This is a genomic window from Bartonella sp. TT121SHDZB, from assembly GCF_042193415.1.
In the GTDB taxonomy this organism is placed as follows: Bacteria; Pseudomonadota; Alphaproteobacteria; order Rhizobiales; family Rhizobiaceae; genus Bartonella.
Genome location: NZ_JBHILR010000007.1, coordinates 81,970 through 99,395, shown reverse-complemented (window position 1 = coordinate 99,395; position 17,426 = coordinate 81,970). Strand labels below are relative to the sequence as shown.

The window sequence follows — 17,426 nt, the reverse complement described above, 5'->3', positions numbered from 1 at the left end:
TTACCATCAATTATATCATTGCCATCAATGATGATATTTTACGACACAACGGGATAAATTTCCCCAAAAATTCTAAAAAATTTTTGTGCAAATTTTTAAAAAGCTTGCGTCTGAGCGCTTTTTATGGTCTTGCAAAGAACTGAAAAGCAAAAATACATAAAGGTCCTTTTTTACTTAAGCTTTTCTCTTTGCAAAAAGCAGGAGAAAGCCCATAAAGAGCACACAGGACTATGAGAGAGCCGCAAGGTTAATCAAAGGGATTTTAGCCCGAAAATAACAAAAGAGCTTGACCGTTAAAGGCAGCAAAGAAAAGCGCCATAAAGACAACAAGAGAGTTCTTTTTGCAAGAATAGAATTGGATAGAAACGATGAAAATTAATGGCAATGAAATTCGCCCTGGTAATGTGATCGAACATCAAGGAAGTTTATGGGTTGCTGTTAAATGCAACGCTGTAAAACCAGGAAAAGGTGGTGCATTTAACCAAGTTGAAATGAAAAATTTGATTGATGGTACAAAACTTAATGAGCGATTTCGCGCTGCTGAGACAGTTGAACGCGTGCGCCTTGAACAAAAGGATTTCACATTTCTTTATCAACAAGGGGATGCTTTGGTCTTTATGGATTCAGAATCTTATGAACAACTTGAACTTCAAAAGGATTTTGTTGGTGAACGTGCTGCGTTTCTCCAAGATGGGATGACAGTCACAGTTGAACTTTATCAAGAAAAGCCTATTGGCATCTCGCTTCCTGATCAAGTTGCTGTCACGATTGCGGAAGCCGATCCTGCCATCAAAGGACAAACGGTTACCTCCTCTTATAAACCCGCCATTCTTGAAAACGGGATTCGTATTCTTGTTCCCCCCTTTATGAATGCTGGTGAACGTATCATTGTAGACACCAATGAGTTGATTTATTTGCGTCGTGCAAATGAAAAAGATAAATAAAGGAATAAAAAATGGCCCATTCTGCAGTCATGAATGTCATGGTGCAAGCTGCAATGAAAGCAGGACGCTCGTTGGTACGTGATTACGGTGAAGTGCAAAATTTGCAAGTGTCTTTGAAAGGACCAGCAGATTATGTCAGCCAAGCAGATCGCAAAGCGGAAAAAATTATTTTCAATGAATTAAGCAAAGCGCGCCCCAAATTTGGTTTTCTGATGGAAGAATCTGAAGAAATCATTGGAGAAGATTCACAACACCGTTTTATTGTTGACCCTTTAGATGGCACCACAAATTTTCTCCATGGCATTCCTTTTTTTGCTGTTTCCATTGCCTTAGAAAGCCAAGGGACAATCGTTGCTGGTGTCATTTACAATCCCGTGAGTGATGAACTCTTCACCGCAGAACGTGGGTGTGGTGCTTTTTTCAATGACCGCCGCTGTCGCGTTTCTGCACGGCGCAGACTAGAAGATTGTGTCATTGCCACAGGCATGCCTCATTTTGGTCGCCCAAATCATGGAACTTATCTTATTGAATTACGTAATGTGATGATGGAAGTTGCTGGACTGCGCCGTTTTGGTGCTGCTTCTCTTGATTTAGCTTATGTTGCTTCTGGCCGAACCGATGGCTTTTGGGAAGACAATCTACAAATTTGGGATATGGCTGCTGGAATACTGATGGTTCGTGAAGCCGGAGGTTTTGTCACCGATAAAGCAGGCGGTAGCGATATATTCCGCAAAAAAAATATCATTGCCGGCAACGAACACATTCGCCTAAAATTAGAAAGAGTTCTCAAAAAAGGCATTTAAGCCTAAAAAAATCCAGCAGATGACCTCAGCCAAGCAGATCGCAAAGCGGAAAAAATTATTTTCAATGAATTAAGCAAAGCGCGCCCCAAATTTGGTTTTCTGATGGAAGAATCTGAAGAAATCATTGGAGAAGATTCACAACACCGTTTTATTGTTGACCCTTTGAGATGGCACCACAAATTTTCTCCATGGCATTCCTTTTTTGCTGTTTCCATTGCTTTAGAAAGCCAAGGGAAAGTCGTTGCTGGTGTCATTTACAATCCCGTGAGTGATGAACTCTTCACCGCACAACGCGGGTGTGGTGCTTTTTTCAATGACCGCCGCTGTCGCGTTTCTGCACGGCGCAGACTAGAGGATTGTGTCATTGCCACAGGCATGCCTCATTTTGGTCGCCCAGGTCATGGAACTTATCTTATTGAATTGCGTAATGTGATGATGGAAGTTGCTGGACTGCGCCGTTTTGGTGCTGCTGCTCTCGAATTTAGCTTATGTCGCCGCAGAAAAAACCGATGGTTTTTGGGAAGATAACCTGCACATTTTTGATAAAACTACCAGCATACTGATGCTTCGCGAAGCCGGTGTTTTTGTCACTGATAAAGAAGGCAGCAGCGATATATTTCGCAAAAAAAATATCATTGCTTGCAATAAACACATTCGCCTAAAATTAGAAAAAAACCTCAAAAAAGGCATTTAACTCTTACAGTTTTTTTACAAAACCCTTAGAACCTTAAACAAACACATGAAGAAAGAGTTTTTAATTTTCTTTACAGAAAACGATAGGAAATAACTGATTAGATAGTGACAAAAAACATCACCACGAACAAAAAATATACCCGCTATACCCCCCACAAAAGCAATCCACAATAGCTTACCTTATTGACGTTTCTGTTATTCAAATTCCCCTGCAAACAAGCTGCAAAAGGCAATAAACACAAATCCCATCATAACAAAACGCCCCAAAAAGCAATTATCGCACCTGAGGCAAAAATCTCTCCTACTTCTCTTGAGAGATCACTCTTACACTGCGCGCAAAAATATTGACTCTAGAAGAGCCCACTCTCTCCTTTTTGGTAAGAGCTGCTGTACATTACTCTCACTGCTTATCAATATGTTTCACCACCGCGTGTGATAACAGAGGTTTCAGTAAATTCACCGATTCATACAATTGTTATCAGCTTCTCCTTCTTTTCAGCATTATTCTAAAGTATGTATCAAATAGGCATGGGATTTATAAAAACGCACATTTTTGTTCTCGAGAATTGCTTCTTGAAATTCGCTCACGAACTGTTCTTGATCTTTTTTGATAGCCTCTTCCAGTGCATTTACCTTTTCATCACCAAAAATGATTTTTAATTTTTCTTTTGAATTTCCTATTTTGACAAGCATTTTCCAAAAGATCCATTGATTATCACATTTCTTACTTGACCACTTCATCCATTCTATGACTCCTAATTTATAGGCTTTTTCATATGTTGGAGTCTCTTTAGCAATACGCAACCCCTTTTTCTTTTCTTTATCTTTCTCTCTACAAACATCAATGTCATTTCTAACCGTGGAGTAACGACAATCCTTATCAAAGGCCATATATCCTTCTTTTACCGTATCAATAAGCTGCTTATAGTAAATAAAAGTTTTTCTTGCCGCTTTATAAGCACTAGAAATATCATACAATAATGCTAGAAGCTCTCTTTTACAAATGCATAGTAATTCAGCATCTCTAGGCAGACTAAGATACCAACAAGACAGTATCTCTTCTAGCGTTTCATATTCTGTATATTTAGGTATGTCTTCAAAGTAAATTTCCAGAGATGCTAAGTCACGATAGAGCCCTGAAGCTTTATCTTTTTGTTGCTGTTCGTATTCAGCTGTAATCATATCATCAATCATATATAACCACCAATGAAACAACAGCATTGTAGGCTTATAGCGCTTTTTTTCGTCAAAGGGTCCACAAACTTTCGTAATGTGACACCATTCTGTCTCATGAATCGCACAACTTTAGGATAAGTTTCTTTAAAAATTGGACGCATCATTAATTCATTTATTTTTTTGATATGTTTATCAGTAAATTCTACTTCCAGCGCCTTTTCATAGAGAAAAAATATATCTACATATCCTTGAGCACAAATATCTTGTACCATTGGATGCTGCTGTTTTTTAGATTCATAAGATTCAGAAATATATCCAATTTTTTTTATCTCTAATATACTCCTTTCCCATTCCTTTACTTCTTCATCCCATTGTTTAATCCATTTTGGCGATATTTTTTGAGTTTTTTTAACAAGCCTTTGTTCCCATTGTGCAATAATATCTTGGTATATCGCGCACTCTCGATCTTTTAGCTGCAGTAATTTTTCAAACTGTTCAAGTTGTTCATTTAATTGCTTTTTCTGATAATTTGCTAACCAAAGACTATAGATTATGCTCCCTATTATAACTATTCCTACTATAACTATGAAAGTATCGTGATCACTCATTCTTGCTTTCTTTTATTTTCACCAATATTTAACGCAGCTCTTTTATCGATTTCTCGATATTGTATCATTATGTGTACATATGATTTAAAAATCACTACATATTATATTTTAATAAAAACAACACACAAAATATAGATATTTTTATTGGTAAAATAAAACAATTTGTATTTAATTGTACTGCTCTAATGATTTATGCACTTTTAAGAAGAGCTTTATAATTCTTAAAATGCACTCCCACAATATTGGTTCAAAGTACTCAAAAGCCTAACACAGCAAAACATGGCTGCGTACTCACCTTGTTTTATAAAATTGATAAAAAGCGTCTCTCTGCTCATTTATCGGCTCTTTTTTAGTAAAGCGACATCATCATACACTTTCCTAATCCCCTCAATATTACTACAGCCCCTAAAACTTGGGACGCTTCATGAAGAGGACTTATTCTTTCTTTAAGTATTTTTACTTCATGCGAGCTCTCTCTGCTTGCAGCATGCAAGAGACATGGTTTTGACTAATGCAACATAATCAAATTTGAAACGAGAAATTCCATGTAAGATCTTTCATGAAAAACAATGAGTTATCCTTATAAATCAACGTGACAGTGCTGTTATGAAGAGAACTCTCCCCTTAATTATTCATAGAGATTAACGTGGCATCGTTTTACATTCTATACACAGAAGTGTCTTTATAAAAATGTCAGGCAAAAAAAGAACAGCCCGTTAAAAAAGAAAAACACCTCAATGCTTGCTTTTCTTTTTTCCATGAGAGATTTAAATTGATAAGCCTGTCTGAAAAAAGTGCTGTTTATGCCCTTAAAGATACGGCTCTTGTATCAAGATCACTCACTCAGGTGAAAATTGCAATTTTGCGAGGTAGGCATAAACGCCATTTTTTTCCACAAGCTCGGCATGCGTTCCTTCTTCAACAAGATTCCCTTTATCCATCACAAGAATACGATCTGCTTTTAAAATTGTTGCCAAACGATGTGCAATGACCAAGGTTGTGCGGTTTTGCATCAATCCTTCTAAGGCGTCTTGCACCAACTTTTCACTGTTTGCATCTAAAGCCGATGTTGCTTCATCAAGCAGCAACAGGGGTGCATTTCTTAAAATTGCCCGTGCAATACCAATGCGTTGTTTTTGACCCCCAGAAAGCATGGTACCACGTTCTCCTACTTGCGTATCCAAGCCATCTGGTAAAGCTTGAATAAATTCAAGTGCATTAGCCGCTTTAGCGGCAGCAAGGATTTCCTCTTCATGGGTATTTTCAGTTCCAAAAATAATATTATCACGCAATGTTCCATCAAAAATGGCGACATCTTGTGGAACATAGGAAATTGCACTGCGTAAATCTTGTAAAGAAAGGCGATTAATTTCCATGCCATCCAACCGAATTGTTCCACTTATTGGATCATAAAAACGAAGGATCAAAGAAAAAATGCTGCTTTTTCCTGCTCCAGAAGCTCCAACAAAAGCAACCGTTTCGCCTGCTTTTACAGAAAAGGAAAGTGAGCGTAAAACCTTCTCTTGTGGTCTAGAAGGATAGGTAAAATCAACTTGATCAAAAACAAGTTCACCTCGAACAGGTTGCGCCAATGATAAAGGATTTTTAGGAGCTACAATAGTAGGTTGTTCTTGTAACAATTCGGCAAGTCGTTCAGCAGCGCCTGCTGCTTGGATTAATTCTGCTCCCAATTCCGATAATTGCGCAAAAGTAGAAGCTCCAAAAACCGCATAAAGGACAAATTGCCCTAATGTCCCTCCTGTCATCGTTCCATTCAAAACATCACGCGATCCAATCCATAAAACAGCAACCACACTGCTAAAAACCAAAAAAATTGCAAACCCCGTAAAAAAGGAGCGCAAGATTACAGAAGCACGTGCTGTTTGAAAAGCACGTTCTATCAATTGTGAAAAACGTATTGTAACGAGTTTTTCAGCGGTAAAAGCTTGCACAGTGCGAATAGCACTTACCTGCTCTGTAGCAACAGCATTGGCATCTGCGAGACGATCTTGCGCCGCGCGGGTACGAGAGCGAACTTTACGTCCAAAGACCACCAAGGGAATGGCCACAATAGGAATAGCAGCCAGAACCAGCAAAGATAATTTAGCATTGGTGATCACCATCATCACGACGGCTCCGATCACGATAATCAGCTGACGCAAAGCGGTAGAGGCGGTAGAGCCCACAGCTAATTTTATTTGTGTGGTATCTGTTAGAAGCCTTGAAACAATCTCTCCTGAATGTGATCGATCAAAAAAAGCAGGAGAAAGTTTCATAATATGGACAAACACATCACGCCGTAAATCGGCAACAATCCGTTCTCCTAAGGTGATAACACAATAATAACGGGCTGCTGAAGCAAATGCGAGAAACAAGGCTAAGATAAACAAAATCCCAAAGTAAAAATTGATATGTCCATGGCTTGAAGTAGAAAACCCATGATCGAACATTTGGCGGATAGCCACAGGCAAAGCTAATGTGACAAGAGCAGCAACAGATAACGCTAGAAAAGCAAAGATAAACAACCAACGATAGCGCAGAAGATAAGGAACAAAAATTGCAAGCGAAGAGAATGAAGATTTTTTATGGGAAGATTTCGTAGATTTTTCTGAATGATAATGTAACATTATAAAATTTCGCTCACTCTATTAAATGATTTATAACACTTGATACAATGATGTATCTTGAACACTTGTTTTTTGATGCGTGCTCGGCTATAGGAATAAATACTTTAAATCAGTGTATCAAAAAGACAAAGGAAGCGCACTTAAAAAAACGAGTAAGTGTTCTTTCATTCTATAAACGCAAAAGGTTTGACGCATGAAAGCGAATATTCATCCCAACTATCACAAAATTACCGTTGTAATGACGGATGGAACCCAGTATACGACGCGTTCCACTTGGGGAAAAGAAGGTGATACCCTTAATCTAGATATTGACCCAAGAACGCATCCAGCATGGACAGGTGGGTCCCAAACACTTGTAGACCGTGGCGGTCGTCTTTCTAAGTTCAAAAATCGTTTTGGTAATATTGGCATGTAAAAGCCTCCTTTTTATGGGGTACAAGGGTTTTAAACAAAACGATTGCAAACGATGAGTTTTTGATCCTATCAAAGAGTGCACTTTAAATATTAATTCAAAAACGCATCCGACATAAACAGATGGGTCTTAAATATTTATAAATCATTGTGGTTGCGTTTTTAAATTCAAAAATCATTTTGAATATATGCATAAATCCTTTCTTCCCTAGAGCATAAAGACTTGAAATAAAATAATTGTAAACTTTTCTTCTTTTTTGGAACTGAACATACCCATGGAGAGGAAATTTTGGCCACCTCTAAAGCTGCCAATGCATTTGAATTTATTCAAGCTTTACCAGATGGCTTGGATACGCAAGTAGAAGAACGTGGTACCATGCTTTCTGGGGGGCAAAAACAACGCATTGGTATTGCACGGGCAATTTTAAGAAATGCAGCCCTCTTGTTGCAAGCAGGCACCGTCATTATATTTGCCAACTCGTGGATGTTGCTACAGCCCTTGGCACTTGAGATAATTTATTATAGGCATTTTAAGTCCTTTCTTAATAGTTTTTTATTCACGCGAGCTCTCCCCGCTTGTAAAGTGCAAAAGGCATGGTTTTGATTGGTTCACCATGGAACATGGTTTGAAATGAGAGAATCCTACGGTATTCGGGATTCTCATTCAACATATAAAACAATGAATTATTATTATAAATCAAATTATTACTATTTGATTAAGCAACATTTTCTTTAGATGCAAACAGTGAAAAGTTGGTGCAAGATACCTTAGAAGGATTGATACAAAATTCTAAATCCTGGTCATTGCACATCGTTTGGCAACAATTTTAAAAGCTGATCGCATTCTCGTGATGGATAAAGGCGCCCTTGTGGAAGAAGGAATCCATGCCGAACTTGTGGCAAAAAATGGCGTTTATGCTTACCTCGCAAAACTCCAATTTTCACCTGGGTAAGTGATCTTGATACAAGAGCAATATCTTTAAGGGCATAAACAGCACTCTTTTCAGACAGGCTTATCAATTTAAATCTCTCATGGAAAAAAGAAAAGCAAACATTGAGATGTTTTTCTTTTTTAACGGGCTGTTCTTTTTTCTGCGCAAGATGGAGCATTTTATAAAGACACTTCTGTGTACAGAATGTAAAATAATACCCAGTTAAATCGCTATGGGCTATTAAGATGTGCAAGTCATAACAGCACTGTCACGTTGATTTATAAGGATAATTCATTGTTTTTCATGAAAGATCATGAATACCATAGGATTTTCTCATGTCACCCCCCTCATAGTGAGTCAAACAAAATCTCTTGGCTTGCACATCACAAGCAGAGTTGGCGTGTGGAGTAAAACGGTACAAAAAAGGAATGAAATACCTCCCTTGCCCCTTTACGTTCTAAGGGCTGTCAAAACATTGGGGCGCTGACAAAAGAGTATACGCTGGCAAAGAGTATAATGGTGCTCGCTTGCGAAACCCTTATGCGGGCTCACTTGATAGGCTCTAGGGACACAAGCTCTATCCTAAAGACTGACCACACTCTTTAAAAAACTGAATATGAAAATTTTTTCATGCCCTCTCTCACCGCTCTAAACAATAGTATTTACTGAAAATCATGACAAATTGTAATTCACAAATACGCTTCTCTATTGCAAGAATATCCTTTTATTCTCTTTCAAAAACACGAACACTTTTTGAATATTGTTTGCAGATTCATATTATTGAAAAAGAGCAAAGACTTTTTTAGCACTTTTGGACTTCTTATAACTTTGTGAGAGCACATGAGCAACAGCTTTTATAATAAACCGGCTTTTGGCAAAATTGTAAAATTTTATCAAATTTATTGTTTTTAAATATCACCACGACCACTGTTCTGCTCTTGCAGACACCGCAACCTCAAAACACCGTTCTCTTTGCTCATAAATTGTCTCTCCAGCTCTCTCTTTCAGGCATAGACCATAAAAATAAGGATAGAGTACTTCGATTGAACACCATCTTCTCACCCCCTCCAAGCCCCATATATTTTACAGCTCTCAATTTTATAGCACCCCCTGTCGTGCTTTAAGAAGGCATTTTAACAATGATAAGAACATGTACAAAGAGGATATATCTTTAGGGTATTTATGTTTAAAAGCTTGCACGAAATCATAATTTTTTTTGTATAGCGAGCCAAGCATATGCAGAACTGACACCCTAACCATTTCAAACCATTCAGCTGTTTCAGGAACAGATAAGCCAAGTTTTACGATTATATCTTCAACCACGAATTCACCGAAGTACGGAGGATTTTCACCATTTTTTAGCGCTCCCTCTGCAGTGATCCTCTCGATAATTAACTCATTCAGCATCTATACCAGCAAAGCGAAATATTACGTGCTAATTTTCCTTTACATTCATTAGCCAAGCCCCCTCAAAATAACCTTTTAATAAATAGAGCGAAAAGGATAAGTCTTCAAAACCATTTGGTAACTATATCAAGAGCACCTAAAATACGCCTTAGTTGCTCAATATAGGCGATTTTCCCCTTTTCATCGTATCAGTCTTGTAGAAGACTTTAAGTCTTTTATGCTTAAATCAAAAAATTATAATTGGATTATATTGCATAAAGATGCTTTTTCTCATTTTTCCATTTAACACACGATAAAGTACAATTTAGGTACGATGAGAAGCTTTCCCCTTATATCATGATTTCAGAACCACATGAGAAGAATAAAAGATGATGTGGCTTAATAAGAGAGTTTGTTCATAAGCCGTTTTGGTGTCTTAAGGTCAAGGATGCCGTTAGGCGCAACTTGTAAAGGGTTGCCTTGAGCTTAAAGACCAAGGCTTGTTAGCCCATTTATTAAACGCGAGTTTGATGTTATGATTTTGGAGAGCGATTATTAAGAATTTGAGAGGCAGACAGCCTCTCATTTTGATTTGTATGCAAACGAATTGCACCCTATTTATTCAGGGAGAATAAGAACATACCCAGGAGGTGCTAAACGGAATAAGAGAGCGTCGTAACCCCACACAGCATACAGGGAGCAAATAGAAAAAATGCCTTCAAGAATTGTTAAGAGTAATGTGAGCGATATACCGGCTTCATCCTGCTGTTGCTTCGCGGCGTTCTATAAGATATCCGAAAAAAAATAAAAAGCACCCTATTCCACTCACCAACCCAAAGACTTTTAATGCGGTATGAACCGGCCCACGTATGTTGAGCAAGATAATAAAAATTGTGAAAGTAAACACTCTAAATATTACAGAGAATACCCCACGCACCATATTGCACAATTTTCGCATCATAATTGCAGAAAAGCTCTATTCTGCGTATCGATTTTTTCTTTTGATGCTTGTATTCTTAGAAGATATAGCGTCCACAACTCCCCCCGTTTTAAGCCAAGATGCTATGAAGTTAGTTATCTTTAATTATATCATCAAAAAATAGGTGGTTTATCGAGGTGCAAATCTATTTTCTTTCGCAAGAGCTATTCAATTCGTTCGCCAATAGAAAAACTACCCCATTGAAGAGGAAGCTATCCTGACGCAGAAAAGCTTCATAAGCTGTATTCCAATCCGCTCAGAAATCGCAACTCTCTAATCTACCCGCTTAATCCACCTTTAAAACTGCAATCAAACGAATTCTGCCGATGACAAGTAATGACAACATGAAAAAGAAAAAATATCATAATATCAAACTCTTCAATACAGTATGAGCTTTATGATTTTCACTCAAAAAGCAAGTGCCCACCCATGAACGACACCATACTAAAGTGCTGTGCACTCACAAATTTCCTAGCATTGTCTCCCCTTCTCGAAATTGCACCTCTCCCGCAATTTTATCTCTCGATAGCACCCATTAAAGACTTTTAAAAGGTCCAAGGAAAAAACTCTCTGAGAAAGCTTTCAAGCCTAAAATGCCCCCGCCATTTTTATCATGATGAGGGCATAAAAAATCACGCAGAAATATGAAAAATCTCTCCGCATTTAAAAACAGGGCTTGTGCTTCAATCGCACGCTTTTTCTTGTTCTTTTGTCCATTGTCCCAAAGCCGCAAGATGGTTCATCCGAGCCCGATGACGAAATGCCTTCTGTGCAACAGCAATATTTTCATCTTTTCCCGCCCATGCTTTTAAGGCAGCTGCTTGCAGTGCTCGTCCATAGGAAAAGGTCAATTTCCAAGGCAATACGCCCAAAGAATTCATAGCAGATAAATGCGCCGTTGCTTCCTGATCAGACTGCCCTCCAGAAAGAAAAGCAATTCCTGGAACAGCAGCAGGAACCGTTTGTTTAAGCACTTGGACGGTCTTTTCAGCAACTTCTTCAACAGAAGCCTTGCGTGCATCCTTTCCATCAATCACCATATTGGGCTTTAAAATCATCCCCTCCAAAAGAACACGAGCTTCAAACAATTCTTTAAAGACAGCCTGCAAAACAGTGCGTGTCACCTCAAAGCAGCGTGTAATTGAATGCCCACACGATGGTCCATCCATCAACACTTCCGGTTCAACAATGGGCACAATATCGAACTCCTGACATAAGGCAGCATAGCGTGCAAGAGCTTGTGCATTTTGTCTTATGGCGCCTCTTGTTGGCAAAGTGTGTTCATCAATAGCAATTACCGCACGCCATTTAGCAAAACGTGCTCCCAAAGCATAATAGTCTTTTAGCCGCTCACGAAGACCATCCAACCCTTCGGTAATTGTTTCTTGGGGAAAAGCAGCCAAGGGTTTTGCACCGGTATCAACTTTAATCCCTGGCAAAGCGCCTGAATCCCGAATAAGATCCGTCAACATTTTCCCAGTTGATGCTTTTTGCCGAATGGTTTCATCAAATAAAATAACCCCCGAGATGGCGGTTTCCATCGCTTCTTTTGTACTAAAAAGCATTTCACGATAAGCACGGCGCTTATCTTCATTGGATTCAACACCAATGCTTTCAAAACGCTTTCCAATGGTCGCCGTACTTTCATCTGCCGCCAAAATACCTTTACCCGCATGCACCAAAGCAAGTGCAATATCTTCAAGCCGTTCATTCATAAAAAATTCCTCTTTACTTTGTCTTAATTTCTAAAAATGCGCAACACTATCAAAACACTCTACACGACCGTATAATTTTTCTTTAACCTTCCCCTTCAAAGAAGCCCTTTAAGCCTGCATGAGGGCAAGAATACCAGGAAGGGTCTTTCCTTCCATCCATTCCAAAAAAGCTCCTCCAGCAGTTGAGAGATAAGTAAAATCATTGGCAACACCGGCATGATTAAGAGCAAAAACCGTATCGCCTCCACCCGCAATTGAAACCAACTTTCCCGTCAAACTACGTTCTGCTGCATGGCGTGCAACGGCAATTGTTCCCTTATCAAAAGGAGGCATCTCAAAAACACCAAGGGGTCCATTCCACACAAGAGTAGCAGCTTCCTCTATCGCAGCATTGATATGCGCAATAGAGCGCGTCCCAATATCCAATATCATGCCATCTTGTGGAATATCTTCAATGTCATAAAGACGATGCGGTGCATCTTTTTCAAAACGAAATCCCACGACAGCATCCTGAGGGAGCAGAAGCGTACATTGACACTCTTGCGCTTTTTTAATAATTTTTTTTATTGTTTCCATCAATGCATGTTCACACAGAGACTTTCCTACATGGATACCTTGCGCAGCTAAAAAACTGTTAGCCATCCCCCCTCCAATAATTAAGGAGTCAACTTTTTCCACCAAATGATTGAGCACAAAAAGCTTACTAGAAACCTTTGCTCCTCCCACAAGGGCAACCACAGGACGTGCTGGATTGCCAAGTCCTTTTTCTAATGCCTGCAACTCATATTGCAAAGAGCGTCCTGCATAAGAAGGCAACAAATGCGTTATTCCCTCTACCGAAGCATGGGCACGATGAGAAACTGAAAAAGCATCATTAACATAAAGATCGCCATGATGGGCTAAAGCCTCAGCAAAAGAACAGTCATTCTTTTCTTCACCTGAATGAAAACGAACATTTTCAAGCAGTAAAACACCACCATTTTGTAATGACTCAACTGCAACCTGCACCGCCGAACCGGTACAGTCCGGAGCAAAAGCAACCGGCTGATTAATGATCTTTTCCAGCACTTGCACAACAGGACGGAGTGAAAACTCTTGCTCTACCTTTCCTTTGGGGCGACCACAATGAGAAAGCAGAATAAGTTTAGCACCACGCTTTTGTAGCTCAACGAGTGTCTCTTTATGTCGTACAAGACGTGTCTCATCGCATACCTTACCTTGCGCCATAGGAACATTAAAATCTACGCGCACCAGAACACGTTTGCCCAAAACATTCACATCATCAAGTGTACGAAACCCCATCACTGCTTCCTCTTCACTTTCCATTGTTTCAAATAAAAACGCCTCCAACAACTCTGCCCACTTTTCTTTCCACTTATCCCCTCTTTGCTTTTACAAGAGATCCACAACAGCCTATCTCTCCCTTTGCTTAATAAAAACCCAAAGCTTTTATCGTCAAATGTACAAAAGCCCACCATCGCTCTTAATCTTCATATTCCATTGTGGCAAACAAATGCATTGGCTCAACTTGATCTCTATTAAAGCTTCCTTTTACTTCTAGGCAAAAGAGTTTACATCTCCTGTTTTCTGACGTTTTCTCAAAGGGTATTTCGTTCAGATCTTACTTTTTCAAAGTTCACTCTTTCATACAGCTTTTAAAAACACGTATTGACTCAGTATTAAAACAAAACACATCATCAATGTTTCAATAGCCTCTTCTTTCTAGCGCATGAGAACAACAGCCTTTATCTGTTTTTCTCAAAATTGCACAAAAATGAGACTTTTCCCTATAAAAAGAGGACCCTGAGGTCCTCTTAAATTGTCTGAGCAAAAGCTACAGCGGTATCACTCATACGATTAGAAAAGCCCCATTCATTATCATACCAAACCAGAACACGACAAAGCTGACCACCAATTACTTTGGTTTGGTCATTGTGGAAAATAGCTGAATGAGGATTATGATTAAAATCACAACTCACAAGCTTTTCTTCTGTCGTGTCCAACACGCCCTTCAGATGCCCTTGTGCAGCAGCAGCAATAGCTGTATTAATTTCTTCAATTGTTGTGGAACGCTTAGCGGTAAATGTTAAATCAACCACAGAAACATTAGGGGTTGGAACACGAATCGACACACCGTCAAGCAGCCCCTTTAATTCTGGCAAGACCAGTCCCACAGCTTTTGCTGCTCCTGTTGATGTAGGAATCATAGAAAGAGCTGCCGCACGTGCACGATAAAGATCCCGATGCATTGTATCCAACACAGGTTGATCCCCCGTATAAGAATGGATTGTTGTCATAAAGCCTTTTTCAATACCCACTGTGTTATGCAAAACTAGTGCAACAGGCGCCAAACAATTGGTGGTACAAGAAGCATTTGAAACAACGCGATGCTCTTTGCTTAAAGATTGATGATTAACCCCGTATACAACCGTAAGATCTGCTCCTTCAGAAGGCGCAGAAACAAGAACACGCTTTGCCCCCGCATCTAAATGAGCACTTGCTTTATCACGTGCCGTAAAAATACCCGTACATTCCAAAGCAATATCGATATCCAAATCTTTCCAAGGCAATTGAGCAGGATCACGCTCTGCGCATACCTTTATTAAACCACCCCCTACATCAATAGCATCCCCTACCACCTTAACGATCCCAGGGAAACGCCCATGAACTGAATCATAGCGTAATAAATGGGCATTTGTTTCCACCGATCCCAAATCATTAATTGCAACCACTTCAATATCTTGCCGTCCACTTTCCACAAGTGCACGTAAAATATTGCGACCAATACGACCAAACCCATTAATTGCAACACGAACTGTCATTTCACATGTTTCCTCATCAATTTTTTAAGCACAACATTTAAAACACAATAAATGGGTATTTCACCAATCCAAAATCATTAATTCCTATAACGTCAATATCTTGATTAATCACTTACTTATCCACAGTAATGCACAAGATCATCCACAACACTGTACAGTATAGACGCCTACGACCAACCCCACTCATGACAACACAAAGCTGTCATTTTGTACTTTGCTCTTTGATCTTTTCCAGCTCTTTTTCAACGGTGGCAACGACATTTTCCCAAGTAATATTAAAATGCGCATAAAGGGCATCAATCGTTCCACTTGCTCCAAAGCCATCCATGCCAATAAAGATACCATCACAGCCAATAAAACGGTCCCATCCTTGCCGAACAGCAGCCTCAATGGCAACTTTAATCGGCGCCTCTCCAATAAGAGCACGCTGATAAGAGAGAGATTGTTGAGAAAAAAGTTCAAAACAAGGCACTGACACAACACGCGTTGGGATGCCTTTTTCTTCTAACACCGCATGTGCCTCCACTGCAATTTGCAATTCTGAACCAGAAGCAAACAGCGTCACTTGTGCATCATCGCTAGCTGTTAGGAATTCATAAGCACCAAGCATACAGAGATTTTCTTCTTCATATTCTTGACGCAAAAGCGGTAGATTTTGTCGGCTCAAAGCCAAGGTAGAAGGCGTCCCGCGTGCTTTCAAAGCCAATTGCCAACATTCAACTGTTTCCATAGCATCAGCAGGGCGAAACACAAGATGATTAGGCATTGCACGCAGGCAAGCCAAATGCTCCACGGGTTGATGGGTCGGACCATCCTCACCAAGACCAATAGAATCATGAGTCATGACATAAATCACCCGCAACCCCATGAGAGAAGACAAACGCATAGCGGGGCGCATATAGTCAGAAAAGCATAAGAATGTTCCTCCATAAGGAATAAAGCCACCATAAAGGGCAAGACCATTCATCACAGCTCCCATTGCATGTTCGCGAATTCCATAATGCAGATAGCGCCCTGAAAAATCATCCGCAGAGATACTTTTCATCTGGCTGCTTTTTGTATTATTCGATCCGGTTAGATCAGCCGAACCACCAATGGTTTCACGAACGACATCATTGATGACTTCAAGAGCCATTTCTGAAGCTTTACGCGTAGCAACAACGGGGCGCTCTTCAACCAATTTCTGTTTATAAGTATCAATAGCGCCATCAAATCCGCCCACGAGATCGCCCCGCATCAATCTTTCAAACTCCACACGCTCTGAGATAGGAAGATCAGCAAATTTTGCTTCCCACTTTTGGCGTTTTTTAGCAGCATTGAGACTAGCCAAGCGCCAATTATCGAGAATATCGGCTGGAATAACGAAAGGCTCAGCATCCCACCCTAAAGCAATACGGGTTTCAGCAATTTCCCGTGCTCCTAAAGGGGCTCCATGAACTTTATTGGTTCCAGCCTTATTCGGAGCTCCAAAACCAATGGTTGTTTTACAAGCGATCAAAGTTGGTTTATCACTATGGCGTGCTGCTTCAATGGCACCTGCAATAGCTGCTTGATCATGCCCATTGACTTTATGTGTCTCCCACCCAGATGCCTTAAAACGCGCAATCTGATCTGTACTGTCAGCAAGGGAAATCTCTCCATCGATAGAAATATTATTATCGTCCCACAATACAATAAGCTTATTGAGTTTCAAATGCCCTGCCAAGGAAATTGCTTCTTGAGATATCCCTTCCATAAGGCATCCATCGCCCACCAACGCATAAGTGTAATGGTTGATAAGATCACCAAAACGGGCATTTTGCAAACGTTCCCCAAGCGCCATCCCCACAGCATTCGCCAACCCTTGTCCGAGAGGACCAGTCGTTGTTTCGATTCCCGCCACATGCCCATATTCTGGATGCCCAGCAAGCTTTGCTCCTAATTGGCGAAAATTTTTGAGATCTTCAATGCCAATATCTTCATAACCAGAAAGATACAGTAGAGCATAAAGCAACATAGAGCCATGTCCTGCTGATAACACAAAACGATCACGGTTAGGCCAACGAGGTTTCGTGGGGTCATGAGCAAGGAATTTTGTATAAAGAACCGTAGCAATATCGGCTGCTCCCATTGGCAAGCCGGGATGACCAGAATTTGCTTTTTCAATCGCATCAATAGCAAGAAAACGGATAGCATTGGCCATCTGATTCTGTTGGTGGGTGTTTGTCATGAATAATCGACCATTTCGTTAAATACGTTATTCTGTTGCTTTTTCCGTATTCTCTTAAAATTCTCAAGAAATACTATTTTCTAACCATTAGCGTGAGACTTTTTGCCACCACTTCAATAAT

General features: G+C 39.8%; 13 protein-coding genes and 2 pseudogenes. 7 read left to right on the top strand and 8 right to left on the bottom strand.

Annotated elements, in window-relative coordinates; genetic code table 11:
* Positions 1–368: 368 nt before the first annotated feature.
* Genes efp through ACFIKI_RS05795 form a run of 4 tightly spaced genes read left to right on the top strand, consistent with a single transcriptional unit; the run spans position 369 to position 2,441 of the window.
* Positions 369–944 (top strand): elongation factor P, encoded by a 576-nt coding sequence (gene efp, locus ACFIKI_RS05810; protein ID WP_015856958.1) that lies wholly within the window; start codon positions 369–371, stop codon positions 942–944.
* Between the two features lie 11 nt (positions 945–955).
* Complete coding sequence (locus ACFIKI_RS05805; RefSeq protein ID WP_375666258.1) at positions 956–1,747, top strand: inositol monophosphatase family protein; 792 nt, start codon at positions 956–958, stop codon at positions 1,745–1,747.
* Between the two features lie 54 nt (positions 1,748–1,801).
* Complete coding sequence (locus ACFIKI_RS05800; RefSeq protein ID WP_375666307.1) at positions 1,802–2,275, top strand: inositol monophosphatase family protein; 474 nt, start codon at positions 1,802–1,804, stop codon at positions 2,273–2,275.
* Positions 2,211–2,441, top strand: a complete 231-nt coding sequence (locus ACFIKI_RS05795) for an inositol monophosphatase family protein (protein ID WP_375666256.1) — start codon at positions 2,211–2,213, stop codon at positions 2,439–2,441. The genes ACFIKI_RS05800 and ACFIKI_RS05795 overlap by 65 nt, the downstream gene beginning before the upstream one ends.
* A 500-nt stretch (positions 2,442–2,941) precedes the next feature.
* On the opposite strand, the gene ACFIKI_RS05790 is transcribed toward ACFIKI_RS05795, so the two are convergent.
* From ACFIKI_RS05790 to ACFIKI_RS05780, 3 genes are all read right to left on the bottom strand, one after another.
* Complete coding sequence (locus ACFIKI_RS05790) at positions 2,942–3,634, bottom strand: hypothetical protein (protein WP_375666254.1); 693 nt, start codon at positions 3,632–3,634, stop codon at positions 2,942–2,944.
* Positions 3,631–4,224: a hypothetical protein gene (locus tag ACFIKI_RS05785; RefSeq protein WP_375666253.1), complete on the bottom strand. Its 594-nt coding sequence runs from the start codon at positions 4,222–4,224 to the stop codon at positions 3,631–3,633. The genes ACFIKI_RS05790 and ACFIKI_RS05785 overlap by 4 nt, the downstream gene beginning before the upstream one ends.
* Before the next feature lie 839 nt (positions 4,225–5,063).
* Complete coding sequence (locus ACFIKI_RS05780; RefSeq protein WP_375666305.1) at positions 5,064–6,854, bottom strand: ABC transporter transmembrane domain-containing protein; 1,791 nt, start codon at positions 6,852–6,854, stop codon at positions 5,064–5,066.
* A 190-nt stretch (positions 6,855–7,044) separates the two neighbouring features.
* Between ACFIKI_RS05780 and rpmE the strand changes: the two genes are divergently transcribed.
* From rpmE to ACFIKI_RS05765, 3 genes and pseudogenes are all read left to right on the top strand, one after another.
* Entirely contained in the window at positions 7,045–7,266 is a 222-nt protein-coding gene (rpmE, locus tag ACFIKI_RS05775) for a 50S ribosomal protein L31 (protein WP_005774581.1), read from the top strand.
* A 252-nt stretch (positions 7,267–7,518) separates the two neighbouring features.
* Positions 7,519–7,758, top strand: a pseudogene (locus tag ACFIKI_RS05770) (ATP-binding cassette domain-containing protein); the annotation flags it as partial.
* Positions 7,759–7,982: 224 nt separating this feature from the next.
* Positions 7,983–8,215: pseudogene (locus tag ACFIKI_RS05765) on the top strand (ABC transporter); the annotation flags it as partial.
* 1,077 nt (positions 8,216–9,292) lie between these two features.
* Here the strand turns inward: ACFIKI_RS05765 and ACFIKI_RS05760 are convergent.
* From ACFIKI_RS05760 to tkt, 5 genes are all read right to left on the bottom strand, one after another.
* A complete protein-coding gene (locus tag ACFIKI_RS05760) occupies positions 9,293–9,601 on the bottom strand; it encodes a hypothetical protein (RefSeq protein ID WP_375666251.1) in 309 nt (102 codons plus the stop codon).
* A 1,641-nt stretch (positions 9,602–11,242) separates the two neighbouring features.
* A complete protein-coding gene (locus ACFIKI_RS05755; protein ID WP_375666250.1) occupies positions 11,243–12,274 on the bottom strand; it encodes a class I fructose-bisphosphate aldolase in 1,032 nt (343 codons plus the stop codon).
* A 108-nt stretch (positions 12,275–12,382) separates the two neighbouring features.
* The gene (locus tag ACFIKI_RS05750) at positions 12,383–13,576 is read right to left on the bottom strand and encodes a phosphoglycerate kinase (protein ID WP_375666304.1); all 1,194 of its coding nucleotides are present in this window, start codon (positions 13,574–13,576) and stop codon (positions 12,383–12,385) included.
* 512 nt (positions 13,577–14,088) lie between these two features.
* Positions 14,089–15,096 carry a type I glyceraldehyde-3-phosphate dehydrogenase gene (gene gap, locus ACFIKI_RS05745; protein ID WP_375666248.1) on the bottom strand — a complete coding sequence of 336 codons (1,008 nt, stop codon included), beginning with the start codon at positions 15,094–15,096 and terminating at the stop codon, positions 14,089–14,091.
* A gap of 202 nt (positions 15,097–15,298) precedes the next feature.
* A complete protein-coding gene (gene tkt, locus ACFIKI_RS05740) occupies positions 15,299–17,305 on the bottom strand; it encodes a transketolase (protein WP_375666247.1) in 2,007 nt (668 codons plus the stop codon).
* Positions 17,306–17,426: the final 121 nt, after the last annotated feature.